The organism is Nocardioides jiangxiensis (genome assembly GCF_030580915.1).
GTDB lineage: Bacteria > Actinomycetota > Actinomycetes > Propionibacteriales > Nocardioidaceae > Nocardioides > Nocardioides jiangxiensis.
Map to the genome: position 1 here is coordinate 990,512 of NZ_JAUQTA010000001.1, position 16,227 is coordinate 1,006,738.

General features: G+C 71.3%; 12 protein-coding genes. 2 read left to right on the top strand and 10 right to left on the bottom strand.

The genetic code is table 11. The features are described from left to right. Window positions 1–66: 66 nt before the first annotated feature. Window positions 67–1,185 (top strand): phosphoserine transaminase, encoded by a 1,119-nt coding sequence (gene serC / locus Q5722_RS04945; RefSeq protein ID WP_305027099.1) that lies wholly within the window; start codon window positions 67–69, stop codon window positions 1,183–1,185. A 175-nt stretch (window positions 1,186–1,360) separates the two neighbouring features. Here the strand turns inward: serC and Q5722_RS04950 are convergent, their stop codons facing one another. From Q5722_RS04950 to Q5722_RS04985, 8 genes are all read right to left on the bottom strand, one after another. Beyond that, on the bottom strand, window positions 1,361–1,855 hold the full coding sequence (locus Q5722_RS04950) for a macro domain-containing protein (protein WP_305027100.1): 495 nt from the start codon (window positions 1,853–1,855) through the stop codon (window positions 1,361–1,363). Window positions 1,856–1,863: 8 nt separating this feature from the next. After that, window positions 1,864–2,949 (bottom strand): alpha/beta fold hydrolase, encoded by a 1,086-nt coding sequence (locus tag Q5722_RS04955; protein ID WP_305027101.1) that lies wholly within the window; start codon window positions 2,947–2,949, stop codon window positions 1,864–1,866. Between the two features lie 56 nt (window positions 2,950–3,005). Then, window positions 3,006–3,998 (bottom strand): DNA topoisomerase IB, encoded by a 993-nt coding sequence (locus Q5722_RS04960; protein WP_305027102.1) that lies wholly within the window; start codon window positions 3,996–3,998, stop codon window positions 3,006–3,008. Window positions 3,999–4,007: 9 nt separating this feature from the next. Then, a complete protein-coding gene (locus Q5722_RS04965) occupies window positions 4,008–4,991 on the bottom strand; it encodes a hypothetical protein (protein WP_305027103.1) in 984 nt (327 codons plus the stop codon). Then, on the bottom strand, window positions 4,984–6,237 hold the full coding sequence (locus Q5722_RS04970) for a class I SAM-dependent methyltransferase (protein ID WP_305027104.1): 1,254 nt from the start codon (window positions 6,235–6,237) through the stop codon (window positions 4,984–4,986). The genes Q5722_RS04965 and Q5722_RS04970 overlap by 8 nt, the downstream gene beginning before the upstream one ends. A gap of 124 nt (window positions 6,238–6,361) precedes the next feature. Next, window positions 6,362–9,133, bottom strand: a complete 2,772-nt coding sequence (locus Q5722_RS04975) for an FAD-binding and (Fe-S)-binding domain-containing protein (RefSeq protein ID WP_305027105.1) — start codon at window positions 9,131–9,133, stop codon at window positions 6,362–6,364. Then, window positions 9,133–10,017, bottom strand: coding sequence for an NUDIX hydrolase (locus Q5722_RS04980; RefSeq protein WP_305027106.1), 885 nt, complete (start codon window positions 10,015–10,017; stop codon window positions 9,133–9,135). Before Q5722_RS04980 ends, Q5722_RS04975 begins: the two co-directional genes overlap by 1 nt. Window positions 10,018–10,027: 10 nt before the next feature. Continuing rightward, complete coding sequence (locus Q5722_RS04985; protein WP_305027107.1) at window positions 10,028–11,065, bottom strand: acyltransferase family protein; 1,038 nt, start codon at window positions 11,063–11,065, stop codon at window positions 10,028–10,030. Between the two features lie 78 nt (window positions 11,066–11,143). Between Q5722_RS04985 and Q5722_RS04990 the strand changes: the two genes are divergently transcribed. Beyond that, the gene (locus Q5722_RS04990) at window positions 11,144–11,650 is read left to right on the top strand and encodes a hypothetical protein (protein WP_305027108.1); all 507 of its coding nucleotides are present in this window, start codon (window positions 11,144–11,146) and stop codon (window positions 11,648–11,650) included. A 27-nt stretch (window positions 11,651–11,677) separates the two neighbouring features. Here the strand turns inward: Q5722_RS04990 and Q5722_RS04995 are convergent, their stop codons facing one another. Then, complete coding sequence (locus tag Q5722_RS04995; RefSeq protein WP_305027109.1) at window positions 11,678–12,184, bottom strand: DUF4232 domain-containing protein; 507 nt, start codon at window positions 12,182–12,184, stop codon at window positions 11,678–11,680. A 104-nt stretch (window positions 12,185–12,288) separates the two neighbouring features. Beyond that, window positions 12,289–16,143, bottom strand: coding sequence for a DNA-directed RNA polymerase subunit beta' (locus Q5722_RS05000; protein ID WP_305027110.1), 3,855 nt, complete (start codon window positions 16,141–16,143; stop codon window positions 12,289–12,291). Window positions 16,144–16,227 lie beyond the last annotated feature (84 nt).

The window sequence follows — 16,227 nt, forward strand, 5'->3', positions numbered from 1 at the left end:
GTCACAATAGGACCCTGACAACGGGGTCAGGTGCCGCGACAACCACAATCGTGAAAGGCTCTCGCCGTGACCGAGATCCAGATCCCCGCTGACCTGCTCCCCAAGGACGGCCGCTTCGGCGCCGGCCCCTCGAAGATCGCCCCCGGCGCACTCGACGCGCTCGCTGCGACGGGCACCTCCCTGATGGGCACGTCCCACCGCCAGGCCGCCGTGAAGAACACCGTCGGCCGCGTCCGCGAGGGCCTCGCGACCTTCTTCGACCTGCCCGAGGGCTACGAGGTCGTCTTCGGCAACGGCGGCGCGACGGCGTTCTGGGACATCGCCACGTTCGGCCTGATCCGCTCCAAGTCGCAGCACCTCGCCTTCGGTGAGTTCTCCTCGAAGTTCGCCACCGCGGCCAAGGACGCGCCGTGGCTCGAGGAGCCCTCGATCATCAAGTCGGAGCCCGGTACCCGCCCGGTCGCGGTCGCCGAGGAGGGCGTGGACGTCTACGCCTGGGCCCACAACGAGACCTCCACCGCCGTGATGGCGCCCGTCGTGCGCCCCGAGGGCGCCGCCGACGACGCGCTGGTCCTCATCGACGCCACCTCCGGTGCCGGCGGCCTCCCGGTCGACCTCAACGAGGTCGACGTCTACTACTTCGCCCCCCAGAAGTGCTTCGCCTCCGACGGCGGCATCTGGTTCGCGATCATGTCGCCGAAGGCGATCGCCCGCGTCGCCGAGATCAAGGAGTCGGGTCGCTTCATCCCGGCCTTCTTCGACCTGCAGACCGCGATCGACAACTCGCGCCTCAACCAGACCTACAACACCCCTGCGATCGCGACCTTCTTCCTGATGGCCGAGCAGCTGGACTGGATGAACGCCAACGGCGGACTCAAGGGCATGGTCGAGCGCACCACCGCCTCGTCCACCGCGCTCTACGGCTGGGCCGAGGCCAACGCCGCGACCACGCCGTACGTCGCCAAGCCGGAGGAGCGCTCGCTCGTCATCGGCACGATCGACTTCAACGACGACATCGACGCCGCCCAGGTGGCCAAGGTGCTCCGCGCCAACGGCATCCTGGACACCGAGCCCTACCGCAAGCTCGGCCGCAACCAGCTGCGCATCGCGATGTACCCGGCGATCGACGCCAGCGACATCGAGCTGCTGACGAAGTCCATCGACTTCGTCGTCGACGCGCTCTGAGCCGACCGCGCCGGCGTACGTCGGGCCCGTCACCGCGAGGTGGCGGGCCCGACGCGTGTCCGGGTGCCGCACGACCCCTGGGGCAAGATCTCCACCCAGGTGAGGATCTGCGCGCCTCTTCCCGCACGAAGGCGGAGAGATCTTCACCCGGGCGAAGACCTTCGTCGCCCGGGGCTCAGCTCAGTAGACCCGCCACCACGTCGTACGCCGCGTCGCTGAAGGCCACGAGCCGGGCGACCTCGACGTCGGTCGTCGCCGCCGCGAACGCCTCGAGCGCCGCCGTCACCGACTCCGCCACGGACCAGCCGTAGACCCCGGCCCCCACGAGAGGGAAGGCGAGGCTGCGCGCACCGAGCTCGTCGGCGACCTCGAGGCAGCGCCGGTAGCAGGAGACCAGCAGTCCCCGGTCGGTCTGGCCCGCGTGCCGGTCCGGACCGACGGTGTGGATCACCCAGCGGGCGCGCAGGTCGCCGGCGGTCGTCCAGCCGGCGTCGCCGGTCGCGAGCCCGTGCGGGAAGCGGGCGACACAGTCCGCGAGGATCGCGGGCCCACCGGCCCGGTGGATCGCTCCGTCGACTCCCCCACCGCCGCGCATGCGGGTGTTGGCGGCGTTGACGACCGCGTCGACGTCCTCGGCGGTGATGTCACCCCGGACGACCTCGACCCGCACCGTCGGCCCTAGTTGTAGTCGTTGAGGAAGGCGTCGAGCTGCTTCCAGCTCGTCGTCGCCGCCGACGTGCCGGTGAGGAGACCCAGGTGACCGCCGGGCACCGTCGCGAGGCGCACCTCGGGGCTGCCGGTCAAGATCTCCGCGGCGTGGTGGACCGCGGGGATCGGCGCGAGGACGTCGGAGGTGCCCGCGATCGCGAGGACGGGCACGTGGACGTCGGCGAAGTCGACCAGGCGGTTCGGCCCCTGGACCTTGCCGGTCGCGACCTCGTTGCGCATCGCCATCTGCAGGTACACCTGCAAGGTGGCCTTGCCCGGGTAGGCGAGCATGTTGTTCATCAGCGCGTCGACGGCCTGGATCTGCCCGAGGAAGTCGCGGTCGTCACGACGACTCCAGACCTTCATCGGCTTGCGGAGGTACGTCGGGATGGCCGTCGCCTTGAAGCCGAGGCTGACCAGCGGCGACGGGATGGAGCCGATCGCCTTGATGCCGGTGCCCAGGATCCGCCCACCGGTCGCCTTGCCGATCATCCGGAACGGCATCAGCAGCGGCACCTTCGACATGTCGAAGGGGCTGCCGAAGACGGTCACCGTGTTGACCGGCAGCTCCGGGTGGGTCGCGACCGTGCCGGTCGCGATCAGGCCGCCCAGCGACCAGCCGATGAGGTTGACCTTCGCGCCCCCGTGCTCCTCGGAGACCCGCCGGATGGCGTGGGGGATGACGTCGTTGATCCAGAACTCGATGCCCACGCCCTTGTCGTTGCCCGCGTGCACCTCGTCGTAGTCGACCAGGTAGGCGTGGCGGCCGGTGAGCACGAGGTGCTCGGCGAGCGAGCAGCCCTGACGCAGGTCGAAGCAGAGCGACTGGGCACCGAGCGGCGGGACCAGCAGGACGGGTCCGTCGACCTGCGGGATGCCGGGCTTCGGGGTGTAGCGCGTGAGCCGCCGCAGCCGTCCGGTGTCGATGACCTCGCCCGGCGTCCGCGACAGGTCGGCGATGCCGCCGCGCACCAGGAAGTCCCAGAGGTTGGTGACGGCCTGGCGACGCTGCTCGAGGGTGCGCTTGGGGCTGAAGAGGGCGGGGGTGTTGCTCACGCGGGCAACCTACTCCTCCGGCGGGCCGGATGTAACCGCTCCGACCCGCCGCGAGATCACCCGAGCAGGCGTGCTGTCGCGCGCTCGACGGCCGCCTGCCGGGCATCGTCGTCGGCGTACGGACGGCGCAGGGTGGCGGCGATCGTCCGTCCCTCCTCGAAGGCGTCGAGAACCCCGGGCGCGACGTAGGAGGACCGTGCGACCGCCGGCGTGTTGCCGAGGTAGGACGCCACCTCCCTCATCGCCGCCGCGACGGTACGCCGCCGGGCCGCCGCCGTCTCCGCGGGCGGCGCCTCCGCCAGGGCCACGGCCGCGAGCACGGTCGCGTGCCAGGTGCGCAGGTCCTTCGCCGTGACGTCGAGGCCGGTCACGTCCCGCACGTAGGCGTTGACGGTGGCCGGGTCGAGCGTGCGCCACCGCCGGCCGTCGCGCCAGGCGAGGAGCTGGCGCGCGCCCCGGCGCCGTCGCATCGCGAGGACCGCATCGACCACGGCCGGGTCGGCGATCTCGATGGCGTGCTCCACCCCGGACTTGCCGGTGAACTCGAAGAGCAGCGCGCCGTTGCGCCGACGTACGTGCTCCACCTGGAGGGTGGTCAGCCCGAAGCTCCCGTGGGCGTCCGCGTAGACGTCGTTGCCGATCCGGAAGTAGCCCAGGTCGATCAGCCGGAACGCGCACGCGCAGGCCCGCTCGAGAGGCAGGCCGTCGCCGGCGAGGTCGACCGCGACCCGCTCGCGGGTCCGCGCCATCCGTTTCCCGAGCGCGACCGCGCGACGGAACTTCTCGGCATCACGTCGTTCCCGCCACGCCGGGTGGTAGAGGTACTGCCGGCGTCCGGCGTCATCGGTGCCGACCGCCTGCAGGTGGCCGTTGGCGGCCGGGCAGATCCACACGTCGGTCCATGCGGGCGGGATCACCAGGGCCACGCACCGCTCGACCTCGTCGTCGGCCAGCCGCTGGCCGTCGGCATCGACGTAGACGAAGCCGCGTCCCGCACGCCGACGGGTCCAGCCCGGCTCCGCTGGTGAGGTACGACGGAGTCGGGTCATGCCCGGGCATTACCCCCGCAGGAGCTTGACGATGCCGCCGAGGAGCAGCACGCCGAGTGCGCCGAAGAGGGCGAGCACCCAGCCGCCACCGGAGCCGGAGTCGTCGTGTTGCGCGGCCTTCGCCGGGGCGGGGTCCGCAGCCGTGGCGGTGGGCACCGGGGCGCCGGGTGGGGCGGCGATGGCCGCGCGTGCCTGCGCCGGGAGGTCGAGACGCAGCACCGGCTGGTCGGCGCCCTCGGAGGAGAGGAAGACCGTGCCGTCCGCACGGACCCCGAGTCCCTCGCCCTGCTTCTGCTCCGGGAGCCGGAACGCCGCGACCGGCTGCCAGCCCGGGACGGTCAGCACGGTCGCCATGACGTAGTTGCGGACCAGGACGTGGTGGCCGTCGGGCAGGAAGGATCCGTCGGTGGCCAGCGCGGGCGCGGTGGCGACCTTCACGAGCTGGTTCTCGCCCGTGGACCTCAGCTCGGCCGGCGCCGCGTAGACGGCTCCACCGAGCGGGCTCTTGCTGACCACGAAGAGCCGGCCGGTGCGCGGCTGGGCGAGGAGCGTCTCGGCGTCGTGCGGACCGTCGGGATAGGTCAGGTGGAAGGTCTCCCCCGTCACGGTGCGGTCGCCGCGGCCCACCGGCACCCGGGTGACGGTGATGTCCGGGCGGTCCTTGCCGTTGTCCCCGGTGTCTCCGACCCAGACGTGGCCCGCGTCGGCCGGAGCGAGCGACTCGAGGTCGTCGGCCGCTCCGTCGAAGCGGGTCACGCCGACGGTGTCGCCGGTGGCGAGGTCGACCGTGAACACCCGGGCCGTGTCGCCGGAGTCGTTCATCGTCACGGCGAGGTCGTCCCCGAGCACGACGAGGCCCGACGACTCGATGATCGCCGGGTCGGTGAAGCGCGTGACCTCGTGGCCGACCGCAGCGTCGTCGGCGGGCGCGGCGACGGCTGCGCCCAGCGCGAACGGCGCCGCGACGAGCGCGGCCACGAGCAGGCTACGCATCGGCCGCGGTCTCCTCCTCGTGTGCAGCCTCCGTCGCGGCGATCCCGGCGAGCACCGCCAGGTGGGGCCGGATCGCCCAGGTGGCGACGAGGTCGTCGTACTCCTTGCGGACCGAGCCGCCCTTGACGACGCCGCCCGTGCGCACGGCGCGCAGCAGGGTGTTGCGCGGGGTGTGCTCGGACTCGACGAACTCGACCACGTCGACGCGGTAGCCGAGCAGGCGCAGGATCGCCGCGCGGACGGCGTCGGTCAGCGTGTCGGCGAACCGCTCGCGCAGGATGCCGTGCCGGGTGAGCATGGCGTACGGCGCCGGCGTGCGGGCCTTGCGCAGCTGCGCGGCGATGTCGTGGTGGCAGCAGGGGGCGGCCAGCACCAGGGCGGCCTGCCACTCGTTGGCCCGGGCGAGGGCCTCGTCGGTGGCGGTGTCGCAGGCGTGCAGTGCGAGCACGACGTCCGGGGCCTGGTCGAGCTCGGCATCGGCGATGGTGCCGACGACGAAGTCCATGTCGAGGCCGAGGCGCTCGGCGACGGCGCTGTTGTGGTCGCGGGACTGCTGCTTCACGTCGACACCGGTGAGGTGGACCGGCAGCGTCGCCCCGAGGTGGGCCTGCGCGGCGAAGGTGAGGTAGGCGTTTCCGCAGCCGAGGTCGACGATCCGCAGCGGGTCGTCCTTCGTCGGGCGGCGCAGGCTGCCTGCCTTGATCGCGTCCTGCACCGAGGAGTCGAGGAGGCGGAGGAACTCCTCGACCTGGCGGTACTTCGCCTGGCGGCTCGGCTTGATCCGGCCCTGGCTGTCGGAGATGCCGAGCGCGACGAGCACCGGATGGTCCTCGGCGAGCAGCCGCTCCTTGGGCTTGTCGTGTCCGCGGACCACCTGCGTCGCGTCGACCGGCGTCGAGCGCGCGGTGGTGTGGATCAGCGCCTCGTTCTTCTTGGTGACCCGCATCTGGTGCTGCTCGGCGAGCGTCTCCACGTGCCAGTTGCCGAAGGGCACCTCCAGCAGGGCGTCGACAGCCGCGCGTGCGGCGTCGCCCACGGCGTGGTTGTGGGTGTGCGCCTGGGTCGCGTCGTACGTCGTGATCTGCAGGTGGCGGCCGGCCTTGAGGTCGACGTAGCGGAGCTCCGCGCGCCGCCAGGCCGGCTCGGTGCCGCGCTGGCGCCCCGAGGCGACGGCCCGCACCAGCTGCTGGTCGTCGAGGAGCAGCGTGCGCACCCGCATCTGCGCGCGGAGGAGCGGCTCGGCCATCAGTTGACGAACTTGGCGACGACCGCGATCAGGATCAGCCCCACGAGGAGGGAGGGGATGACCAGACGGCGGTAACGAGGATGCATGCGGGCAAGTCTAGGGACACGGCACCGTCGCGCCCGCCTCAGTGCCCGGGACCGGCCAGCAGCTCGGCCAGGTGCAGCGCGCGGACCCCCGCGAGGTCGTCGAGCTGGTAGCGGCAGGAGAACCCGTCAGCCAGGACCACGGCGTCCGGGCCGGCCGCTCGGACGGCCGGGAGCAGAGCGGTCCCGGCGATCGCCACGCTGACGTCGTGGTGCTCCGGTGTCACACCGAAGCTGCCGGCCAGTCCGCAGCAGCCCTCGACCCGGGTCAGCGTCGCACCGGCCCTGCGGAGCAGCGCCTCGTCGGCTGCCCAGCCGAGCACCGATGCGTGGTGGCAGTGCGGCTGGGCGACGACCTCCACCCCGGTCATGTCGCGCGGCTGCCAGTCGTCCAGGCTGCCGAGGAGCTCGGCGAGCGTGCGGACGCCACGCGCCACCACGGCCGTGCGCTCCCCCGGAAGCACCCTCTCGGCGTCGTCGCGCAGCGTCGCGAGGCAGCTCGGCTCGAGGCCCACGACCGGAACACCGCCGGCGACGTAGGTGTGGAGCCGCTCGACGGCCCGGGCGAGCGTCCGCCGGGCACCGTCGGCCTGTCCGGTGGCCAGCCAGGTGAGGCCGCAGCAGGCATCGGCCGGGATCACCCGCGCGCGCAGCCCGGCCTGCTCGAGCACGCGCAGCGCAGCGAGCCCTGCCGACGGCGTGAAGCGGTCGGTGAAGGTGTCGGCCCAGATCCAGACGTCCGGCTCGGGCGATCCGGCCGGCTCGGTCGCGGCATCGCGCAGCCGTTGCGGCGCGAAGCGCGGGAGTGCCCGACGCACGTCGACACCCGCGGCGCGCGCCGCGAGCCGCGCGAGCAGCGGCTGGTCGAGCACCCGGTTCACCAGTGCCGGCGGCGACACCCGCGCCCACCGCGGCAGCCACCCCAGGGTGCGGTGCTCGCGCGGACGGCGGACGGTACGCCATCCGGCGTACTGCTGCTGCAGCGCCTCCACCTTGTACGCCGCCATGTCGACGCCGGCAGGACAGTCGCTGCTGCAGCCCTTGCAGGCCAGGCAGAGGTCGAGCGCCGCGTGGACCGCCGGGTCGTCCAGGCCGGTGACGAGCGAGCCGTCCAGCGCCTCCTGGAGCACGCGGGCCCGTCCGCGCGTCGAGTCCTTCTCGTCGCGGGTGGCCCGCCAGGACGGGCACATGACGCCGCTGCCTCCGGTCGCGACGCACTTCCCGACGCCGGTGCAGCGGTGCACGGCCTCGCCCAGCGTCTCGCCGAGCTGGAGACGGGCGCGGACCGGCGTCACCGGGCGGGCCGGACGCAGGTCGGCGTCCACGGGGGCGGGGTCGACGAGGACGCCGGGGTTCAGCAGGCCTTCGGGGTCGCAGATCCGCTTGACCTGCCCGAAGAGGTCCAGCGCCGCGTCGTCGTACATGAGGGGCAGGAGCTCGGAGCGGGCGCGGCCGTCGCCGTGCTCGCCGGAGAGCGATCCGCCCAGCGCCGCGACCGCCCGCGCCGCCTCGGAGAGGAAGGCGCGGAAGCGTGCACCGCCGTCGTCGAAGGTGAAGTCGATGCGCGCGTGCACGCAGCCGTCGCCGAAGTGACCGTACGGCACACCCTGCAGGCCGTGACCGGCGAGCAGCTCGTCGAACTGCCGCAGCCACGTGCCCAGCCGTTCGGGCGGGACGGCCGCGTCCTCCCACCCCGAGTACGCCGGCCGGCCGAGGGAGCGCCCGGCCAGCCCGGCTCCGTCCTCGCGGATCTGCCACAGGCGTGACTGCTCGGCCGGGTCCACCACCATCCGGTGCTCCAGACCACGGGCCGCGCGAGCGACCTGCGTGGCCCGCGCAACCGCCTCGGCGAGCGAGTCCGCCGCGAGCTCGGCGAAGAGCCAGCCACCACCGCGCGGCAGCGCCGGCACCGCGCCACCGCGGGCCCTGACCACGTCGACGATGCGCGCGTCGAGGCCCTCGAGGGCGAGCATCCCGACGGGGGCGGCGACGAGCACGGCGGGCACCGCGTCGGCGGCCTCCGCCATCGTCGGGTAGCCGACCAGCAGGAGGACGCGCGCCGCCGGCTCCTCGACCAGCGCCACCGTCGCGGACAGGACGACCCCGAGGGTTCCCTCCGAGCCGACCAGCAGGCGGTGGGGAGCGAGCCGCTCGGGGAGCAGGTGCTCCAGGGCGTAGCCGCTCCCCTGCCGGGCGAAGTGCCCGAACTGCGTGCGGATCGGGCCGAGTGCTGCGGCACCCAGGGCAGCGAGGCGCTCCGCGGTCGGCCCGGCCGACCCCGGGCCCAGGCTCTCCACCGAGCCGTTGCCGAAGGCCACCTCCAGGCCGAGTACGTTCTCCGACGTGCGCCCGAAGCCCAGCGCCCGCGCCCCGCACGCGTTGTTGCCGATCATCCCGCCGAGGGTGCAGCGGGTGTGCGTGGACGGGTCGGGGCCGAACCGCAGCCCGTGCGGCACGACCACCCGCTGCAGCGACGCCTGCACCAGCCCGGGCTCCACGCGTGCTGTCCGCTCCTCCCGGTCGACCGCGAGCAGCCGATCCAGCCGGGAGGTGTCGACGACGAGGCCCGGACCGACCGCGTTGCCGGCGATCGACGTGCCGGCACCGCGCATCGTGAGCGGCACCCCCGCCTCGCGGGCGACGGCCAGGCAGGCGAGCAGCTCCTCGCGCGAGCGCGGCTTCGCCACGGCCTGCGGGACGACGCGGTAGAGCGAGGCGTCGCCGGCGTACAGCGCGCGGTCGAGCGTGGCGTCCGACGCACCGGCCACCCCTGCACGCCGGAGCGCCGCGACGAGGTCCCGCGCGTGGGTCATCAGCCCGTGACGGCCAGGCTCAGTGCGTGGCGGACCACGTCGAGCACCTCGCGGCGTCCCTCGAGCACCTCGGCGACCGGCACCCACTCCACGGCGTCCGTGGTGCCGTCGACCTCGACGACGCGCGGCGGCGTGTCCCCGGCGACCGTGGCCGCGTACAGCAGGTGGACGCCGTGGTAGTCCTGCGTGCGGCCGTCAGGGGCCGTGCCGACCAGGTGCACGTCGTGCACGTCGAGCAGCGGACCCACCTCGCAGGTGACGCCACACTCCTCCTCGACCTCACGGGCGAGGCCATCGGCAGGACGCTCGCCGTGCTCGATGCCGCCGCCCGGGAGCGTCCACACGCCCGGCAGGTGCGCTCGGGCGGACAGCCGCGTCAGCAGCACCTCGTCGGAGCGGAGCACGACTGCGTAGGCAGCCAGGCGCTGGTGCCGGTTGTGCTCGTGGTCGCGCAGCGCCTCGAGGACGAGCGACGTCGTGGGCACCGCACCCGAGAGCACCTCGGCGAGCGGCAGCCAGGCCGCCTCGGCCGTCGAGCCGTCGACCTCCACCACCCGCGGCTCGGGAGCATCGGCAGCCACCCAGCCCTCGAAGACGATGCGCAGCGCGTGGTAGTCGGCCTTGCCCTTGCCGAAGCGGGCCCGGCGGTTGTGCATCGAGTAGACCCGCGCCTCGCGGGAGACGGTGGCGACGAGCCCCGTCTCCTCCCGGACCTCACGGATCACCGCGTCGCGCGGGTCCTCGCCGTGGTCGATGCCGCCACCGGGCAGCGTCCACAGCTCCTCGCTGGTCACGCGGGCGGCAAGGCGGGACATCAGGATCCGGCCGTCGCGGATGATCACGGCGTACGCCGCGACGCGCTGGCGCTGCGGCAGTCGTCCCATGGCCCCGATCCTAGGCGGTGGACGAGGCAGCGGCGTCGGCCGCCGCGCCTCGCGCCCGCAGGTGGCGCCGCCACGACCCGACCGGGTCGGCGAGCCAGATCAGCCGGCTCGCGACGGGCCGCGACGCCAGGAAGAAGGCCAGCGCGACGGACCCCAGGATCGTCGGCCACATGGTCCACGCACCGTGGTCGTGGGCCCAGTCGGGGTAGCCGAGGTACATGAACGCACGCACGACGAAGCCGTGGAAGAGGTAGACGACGAGCGAGGCCGAGCCCATCCGGGCGTACCAGGAGTCCTGGCGCGGGACCACCATCAGGATGCCGAACGCACCGGCGGTCGCGATCAGCAGCAGCCCGGCCCTGATCCAGATCCCCTCGGTCGGGGAGACCCCGAAGTCGGCGTACGCGTCGGAGTAGTAGAGCCAGCTGGTGGAGGTCCAGTCGTCGGTCCACGCGGCGAGGACGAAGATGCCCACGAGGAGGCCGGCCCCGACCTCGCGCCCGTGGCTGCGCCGGAGGAACTCCAGCACCTTCGGCGGAGCGTCGTGGAGGTAGAGGCCGATGGTGAAGAAGGGCAGCATGCCCAGGGTGCGGTTGAGGTCGAAGAACGCCGACCCCTCCGTCCCGAACCAGAGCGACGCGGCGACGCTGAGCGGGAGCGCGATCCAGTGCTTCTTGAGGATCGGCGTGACCAGCCGCCACTGGAACAGCGCGGCGAGGTACCACATCGGCCAGTGCGGGTTGAGCCAGACGTCGTGGATGCCCTGCTCGTGTCCCACCTCGATGCGGAAGAGGGCGAGCAGGCCCTCGAAGATCACGTACGGCAGGGCGATGCCGGTGACCAGGTTCGTGAGGTTCTTGCGCGACCAGGTGAAGCCGCGCGAGAGGTAGCCGCTCACGAGGACGAACGCCGGCATGTGCCAGTAGTAGACGAAGTCATAGATCCGTTCGGTGATCGGCTCCTTCGGCATCATCGTCAGGGCGTGCCCGATGACCACCAGTGTCACCAGTGTCATCTTGAGGTTGTCGAGCCAGGGATCCCGAGTCATCGACTCGACCGTAGCCGATCAGGCCGACACGACCGGCGCGCAGCGGACGGGAGTCCGCTCACACCGCAGAATGGGCGCATGCCGAACCCCGCACCCACGGCCACGTGGCAGTCCCTGCGCATGCTCTCGCTCACCCTGGCCGGAGCCCCTGTCGTCATCCTCGTGGCGCTGGCGACGATCCTCGGACCGCAGGAGCGGGCGTTCGAGCCGCCGCTCTGGGCGCTGGCCGCACCGCTGGCGCTGGCCGTCGTCGCCCTCGCCCTGGTCTCCGCGGTCGGCTACCGCACCGCCGCGATCGACCCCACCGTCCCGACCGAGGAGGCACGCACGACGGCCGCTGCCCGCTTCCAGTCGCTGACCATCCTGCGCTTCACGCTCGTGGACGCGGTCTTCATCGTCTCGATCGCCCTCGCGTTCGTGGTCGACCACGGCGGCCTCGCCGTGACCGTGGTGGGCGCCGCCCTCAGCGAGGTGCTCATCTGGATGCACGTCGTCCCCAACCCGGCGCAGCTGCAGAAGGTGCAGGCGGCGCTCGGTGCCCGGGGAGCCGCGGTGTCGCTGCGCGAGGCGCTGCAGGCCCCCTGACCCGCGTGCCCCGCCGGCCCCACGGCCTCAGAAGCGGCGGAACGCCTTGTGCGAGAGCAGGTGCACGGCCGTGTTGCGGCACCCGGTGGTCGCGTGGACCACGAACTTCGAACGGGTGGCGTTCGGGATGTAGACGCGGAAGCCGTCGACTGAGGCGGGTCGGCAGGTGGCCTTGGGGTAGTTCTGGGCGACCACTTCGTCGACAGGGCTGTAGGCCCGCTGCCCCGGCTGCAGGGTGAACGCCTGCCAGCTGCCGACGCGGTCGGCGGCTGCCCCGATCTGGGTGCCGTCACCGCCCCCGACGTACGACAGGCCACCGAAGCCGCCCGACCTGCACGCATGGCTGCTGATGTTCCTCATCACGATCCGGCCGTAGCGGTGCCCGGCCCCGCTGTCGGTCGCCCGGTAGTGCACCGCGACATCGGCGGCGTGACAGGCCGGCAGCGTCGAGGCCGCGGCCGGGGTGGCGGCGGGCACGGCGGCCACGCCGGTCGCCGCGAGCACGGCGATCACGAGTGCGGGAATCCTGGTCATGCCTGTACGACGCACGGGGCCGCACCACGGTTGCGTCCGCTCCCCCACGAAATGGCCAGAGGCCCCGACCGCGCACGGGGCGCGGCCGGGGCCTCTGGTCTGACTCAGTTCTGGTACGACCCGAAGTCGAAGTCGTCCACCGCGACGACCTGGCCACCAGCGCCGAAGTCGTAGTCGTAGGAGTCGTAGCCGGTGACGGAGTACGCCGCGGCGCGGGCCTCCTCGGTCGGCTCCACACGGATGTTGCGGTAGCGCTCCAGACCCGTACCGGCCGGGATCAGCTTTCCGATGATCACGTTCTCCTTCAGACCCAGCAGGGAGTCCGAACGACCGTTGATCGCCGCGTCGGTGAGGACGCGGGTGGTCTCCTGGAAGGAGGCCGCGGAGAGCCACGACTCGGTCGCGAGCGACGCCTTGGTGATACCCATGAGCACCGGGCGACCCGAGGCGGGCTTGCCACCCTCGGAGACGACACGGCGGTTCTCGGTCTCGAAGAGCGTGCGGTCGACCAGGTCGGACGGCAGCAGGTTGGTGTCACCGGACTCGATGACCGTCACGCGACGGAGCATCTGACGCACGATGATCTCGATGTGCTTGTCGTGGATGGACACACCCTGCGAGCGGTACACGTTCTGGACCTCGTCGACCAGGTGCTCCTGCGCCTTGCGGATACCGAGGATGCGCAGGACGTCCTGCGGGTCCTCCGTACCGACGGTCAGCTTCTGACCGACCTCGACGTGCTGGCCGTCGGCGACGAGCAGACGCGAGCGCTTGGAGACGGGGTACTCCTGGACCTCGGAGCCGTCGTCCGGCGTGAGCAGGACCTTGCGCGCCTTGTCCGTCTCCTCGATCTCGATGCGGCCAGCCGCCTCGGCGATCGGGGAACGACCCTTCGGCGAGCGGGCCTCGAAGAGCTCGACGACACGCGGGAGACCCTGCGTGATGTCGTCCGCGGAGGCCACACCACCGGTGTGGAAGGTACGCATGGTGAGCTGCGTGCCCGGCTCACCGATGGACTGGGCGGCGATGATGCCGACCGCCTCACCGATGTCGACGAGCTTGCCGGTCGCGAGCGAGCGGCCGTAGCACTTGGCACAGGTGCCGGTCTTGGCCTCACAGGTGAGGACCGAGCGGACCTTGAGCTCGGTGATGCCCGCCTCGACGAGCTGGCTGATCTTGACGTCACCCAGGTCCTCGCCGGCCGCGACGATGAGCTCGCCGGAGGCCGGGTCGGCCACGTCGACGGCCGACGTACGGGCGTACGCGGCGACCTCGACGTGCTCGTGCTTGACCACACCGTTGTCGGTCTGGACGCCGATCTTCTTGGGCAGGCCGCGCTCGGTGCCGCAGTCCTCCTCACGGATGATGACGTCCTGCGAGACGTCCACCAGACGACGGGTCAGGTAACCCGAGTCGGCGGTACGCAGCGCGGTGTCGGCGAGACCCTTGCGGGCACCGTGCGTCGAGATGAAGTACTCGAGGACGGAGAGACCCTCGCGGAAGTTCGACTTGATCGGGCGCGGGATGATGTCGCCCTTCGGGTTCGCCACGAGGCCACGCATGGCGGCGACCTGACGGATCTGCATCATGTTTCCGGAAGCACCCGAGTCGACCATCATGTAGATCGGGTTGGCCTTGTCGAAGTTGACCTCCATGGCCTTCGCGACCTCGTTGGAGGCCTGCGTCCAGATCTCGATGAGCTCCTGACGACGCTCCTCGTCGGTGACCAGACCACGGTCGAACTGCTTCTGGACCTTGGCGGCCTGCGCCTCGTAGCCCGAGAGGATCTCCGGCTTGTTGGCCGGCGTCACGACGTCCTCGATGGAGACCGTGACACCCGAGCGGGTCGACCAGTGGAATCCGTTGTCCTTGAGGGCGTCGAGCGAGGCGGCGACCTCGACCTTGGTGTAGCGCTCCGCGAGGTCGTTGACGATCGCGCCGAGCTGCTTCTTGCCCACCTCGTAGTTGACGTACGGGTAGTCGTTCGGCAGGGCGTCGTTGAAGATGACGCGACCCAGGGTCGTCTCGAGGAGGAACGTGTCGCCCTCGATGTCCGAGCCGAGCGGCGGCACGACGCCGGTCAGGCGGATCTTGACCTTGCTCTGGAGCGAGATCTCCTTGCGGTCGAAGGCCATGATGGCCTCGGCCGGCGAGGAGAAGACGCGACCCTCGCCCGGACCCTGACGGTCCGTGGTGAGGAAGAACAGGCCGATGATCATGTCCTGGGTCGGCATGGTCACGGGGCGACCGTCCGACGGCTTCAGGATGTTGTTCGTCGACAGCATCAGGATGCGGGCCTCGGCCTGCGCCTCCGCGGAGAGCGGCAGGTGGACGGCCATCTGGTCACCGTCGAAGTCAGCGTTGAACGCCGAGCAGACGAGCGGGTGGAGCTGGATGGCCTTGCCCTCGATGAGCTGCGGCTCGAAGGCCTGGATACCCAGGCGGTGGAGCGTGGGCGCACGGTTGAGCAGGACCGGGTGCTCGGTGATGACCTCTTCGAGGACGTCCCACACGACCGGGCGAGCACGCTCGACCATGCGCTTGGCCGACTTGATGTTCTGCGCGTGGGACAGGTCCACGAGGCGCTTCATCACGAACGGCTTGAACAGCTCGAGAGCCATCTGCTTGGGCAGACCGCACTGGTGCAGGCGCAGCTGCGGGCCGGAGACGATGACCGAACGACCCGAGTAGTCGACGCGCTTGCCGAGGAGGTTCTGACGGAAGCGACCCTGCTTGCCCTTGAGCATGTCGGAGAGCGACTTGAGCGGGCGGTTGCCCGGACCCGTCACCGGACGACCACGACGGCCGTTGTCGAACAGCGAGTCGACGGCCTCCTGGAGCATGCGCTTCTCGTTGTTGACGATGATCTCCGGCGCACCGAGGTCGAGCAGACGCTTCAGTCGGTTGTTGCGGTTGATCACGCGGCGGTACAGGTCGTTGAGGTCGGAGGTCGCGAAGCGGCCACCGTCGAGCTGCACCATCGGACGGAGGTCCGGCGGGATGACCGGGACGGCGTCGAGGACCATGCCGATCGGCTGGTTGCCGGTCTTGCGGAACGCGTCGACGACCTTGAGGCGCTTGAGCGCGCGCACCTTGCGCTGGCCCTTGCCGGTGGCGATGGTCTCGCGCAGCGACTCGACCTCGGCCTCGATGTCGAAGTCCTGGAGGCGCTTCTGGATCGCCGCGGCGCCCATGTGGCCCTCGAAGTACTTGCCGAACCAGTTCTTCATCTCGCGGTAGAGCAGCTCGTCGCCCTCGAGGTCCTGGACCTTGAGGTTCTTGAAGCGGTTCCACACCTCGTCGAGGCGGTCGATCTCGCGCTGGGCGCGGTCGCGGAGCTGCTTCATCTCGCGCTCGGCGGCGTCCTTGACCTTGCGCTTGGCGTCGGACTTGGCGCCCTCGGCCTCGAGCGCAGCCAGGTCCTCCTCGAGCTTCTTGGCGCGGTCCTCGATTGAGGTGTCGCGACGACCCTCGAGACGCTTGCGCTCGAGGTCGACCTTGCCCTCGAGCGAGGACAGGTCGCGGTGACGCGCGTCCTCGTCGACGGAGGTGATCATGTACGCCGCGAAGTAGATGACCTTCTCGAGGTCCTTCGGGGCGAGGTCGAGCAGGTAGCCCAGGCGCGACGGGACGCCCTTGAAGTACCAGATGTGGGTGACGGGAGCGGCGAGCTCGATGTGGCCCATGCGCTCACGACGGACCTTCGAGCGGGTCACCTCGACGCCACAGCGCTCGCAGATGATGCCCTTGAAGCGCACGCGCTTGTACTTGCCGCAGTAGCACTCCCAGTCCCGGGTGGGACCGAAGATCTTCTCGCAGAAGAGACCGTCGCGCTCGGGCTTGAGCGTGCGGTAGTTGATGGTTTCCGGCTTCTTGACCTCGCCGTGGCTCCACCCGCGGATCTCGTCCGCGGTGGCCAGGCCGATCTTGAGCTGGTCGAAGAAGTTAACGTCGAGCACTTTGGCTGCTGTCCTTCGTTAGTACTGAAGAAAAAAGATGATGGACCGAGGGAGGCGGTACGCCGACCGGTGAGGCCGGCGTAC

Bases quoted from the DNA above. Each gene is read 5' to 3' on its own strand.
- Q5722_RS04960 (WP_305027102.1), bottom strand. From the start codon at position 3,998: ATGACCCGACTCCGTCGTACCTCACCAGCGGAGCCGGGCTGGACCCGT.
- Q5722_RS04965 (WP_305027103.1), bottom strand. From the start codon at position 4,991: ATGCGTAGCCTGCTCGTGGCCGCGCTCGTCGCGGCGCCGTTCGCGCTG.
- Q5722_RS04970 (WP_305027104.1), bottom strand. From the start codon at position 6,237: ATGGCCGAGCCGCTCCTCCGCGCGCAGATGCGGGTGCGCACGCTGCTC.
- Q5722_RS04975 (WP_305027105.1), bottom strand. From the start codon at position 9,133: ATGACCCACGCGCGGGACCTCGTCGCGGCGCTCCGGCGTGCAGGGGTG.
- Q5722_RS04980 (WP_305027106.1), bottom strand. From the start codon at position 10,017: ATGGGACGACTGCCGCAGCGCCAGCGCGTCGCGGCGTACGCCGTGATC.
- Q5722_RS04985 (WP_305027107.1), bottom strand. From the start codon at position 11,065: ATGACTCGGGATCCCTGGCTCGACAACCTCAAGATGACACTGGTGACA.
- Q5722_RS04990 (WP_305027108.1), top strand. From the start codon at position 11,144: ATGCCGAACCCCGCACCCACGGCCACGTGGCAGTCCCTGCGCATGCTC.
- Q5722_RS04995 (WP_305027109.1), bottom strand. From the start codon at position 12,184: ATGACCAGGATTCCCGCACTCGTGATCGCCGTGCTCGCGGCGACCGGC.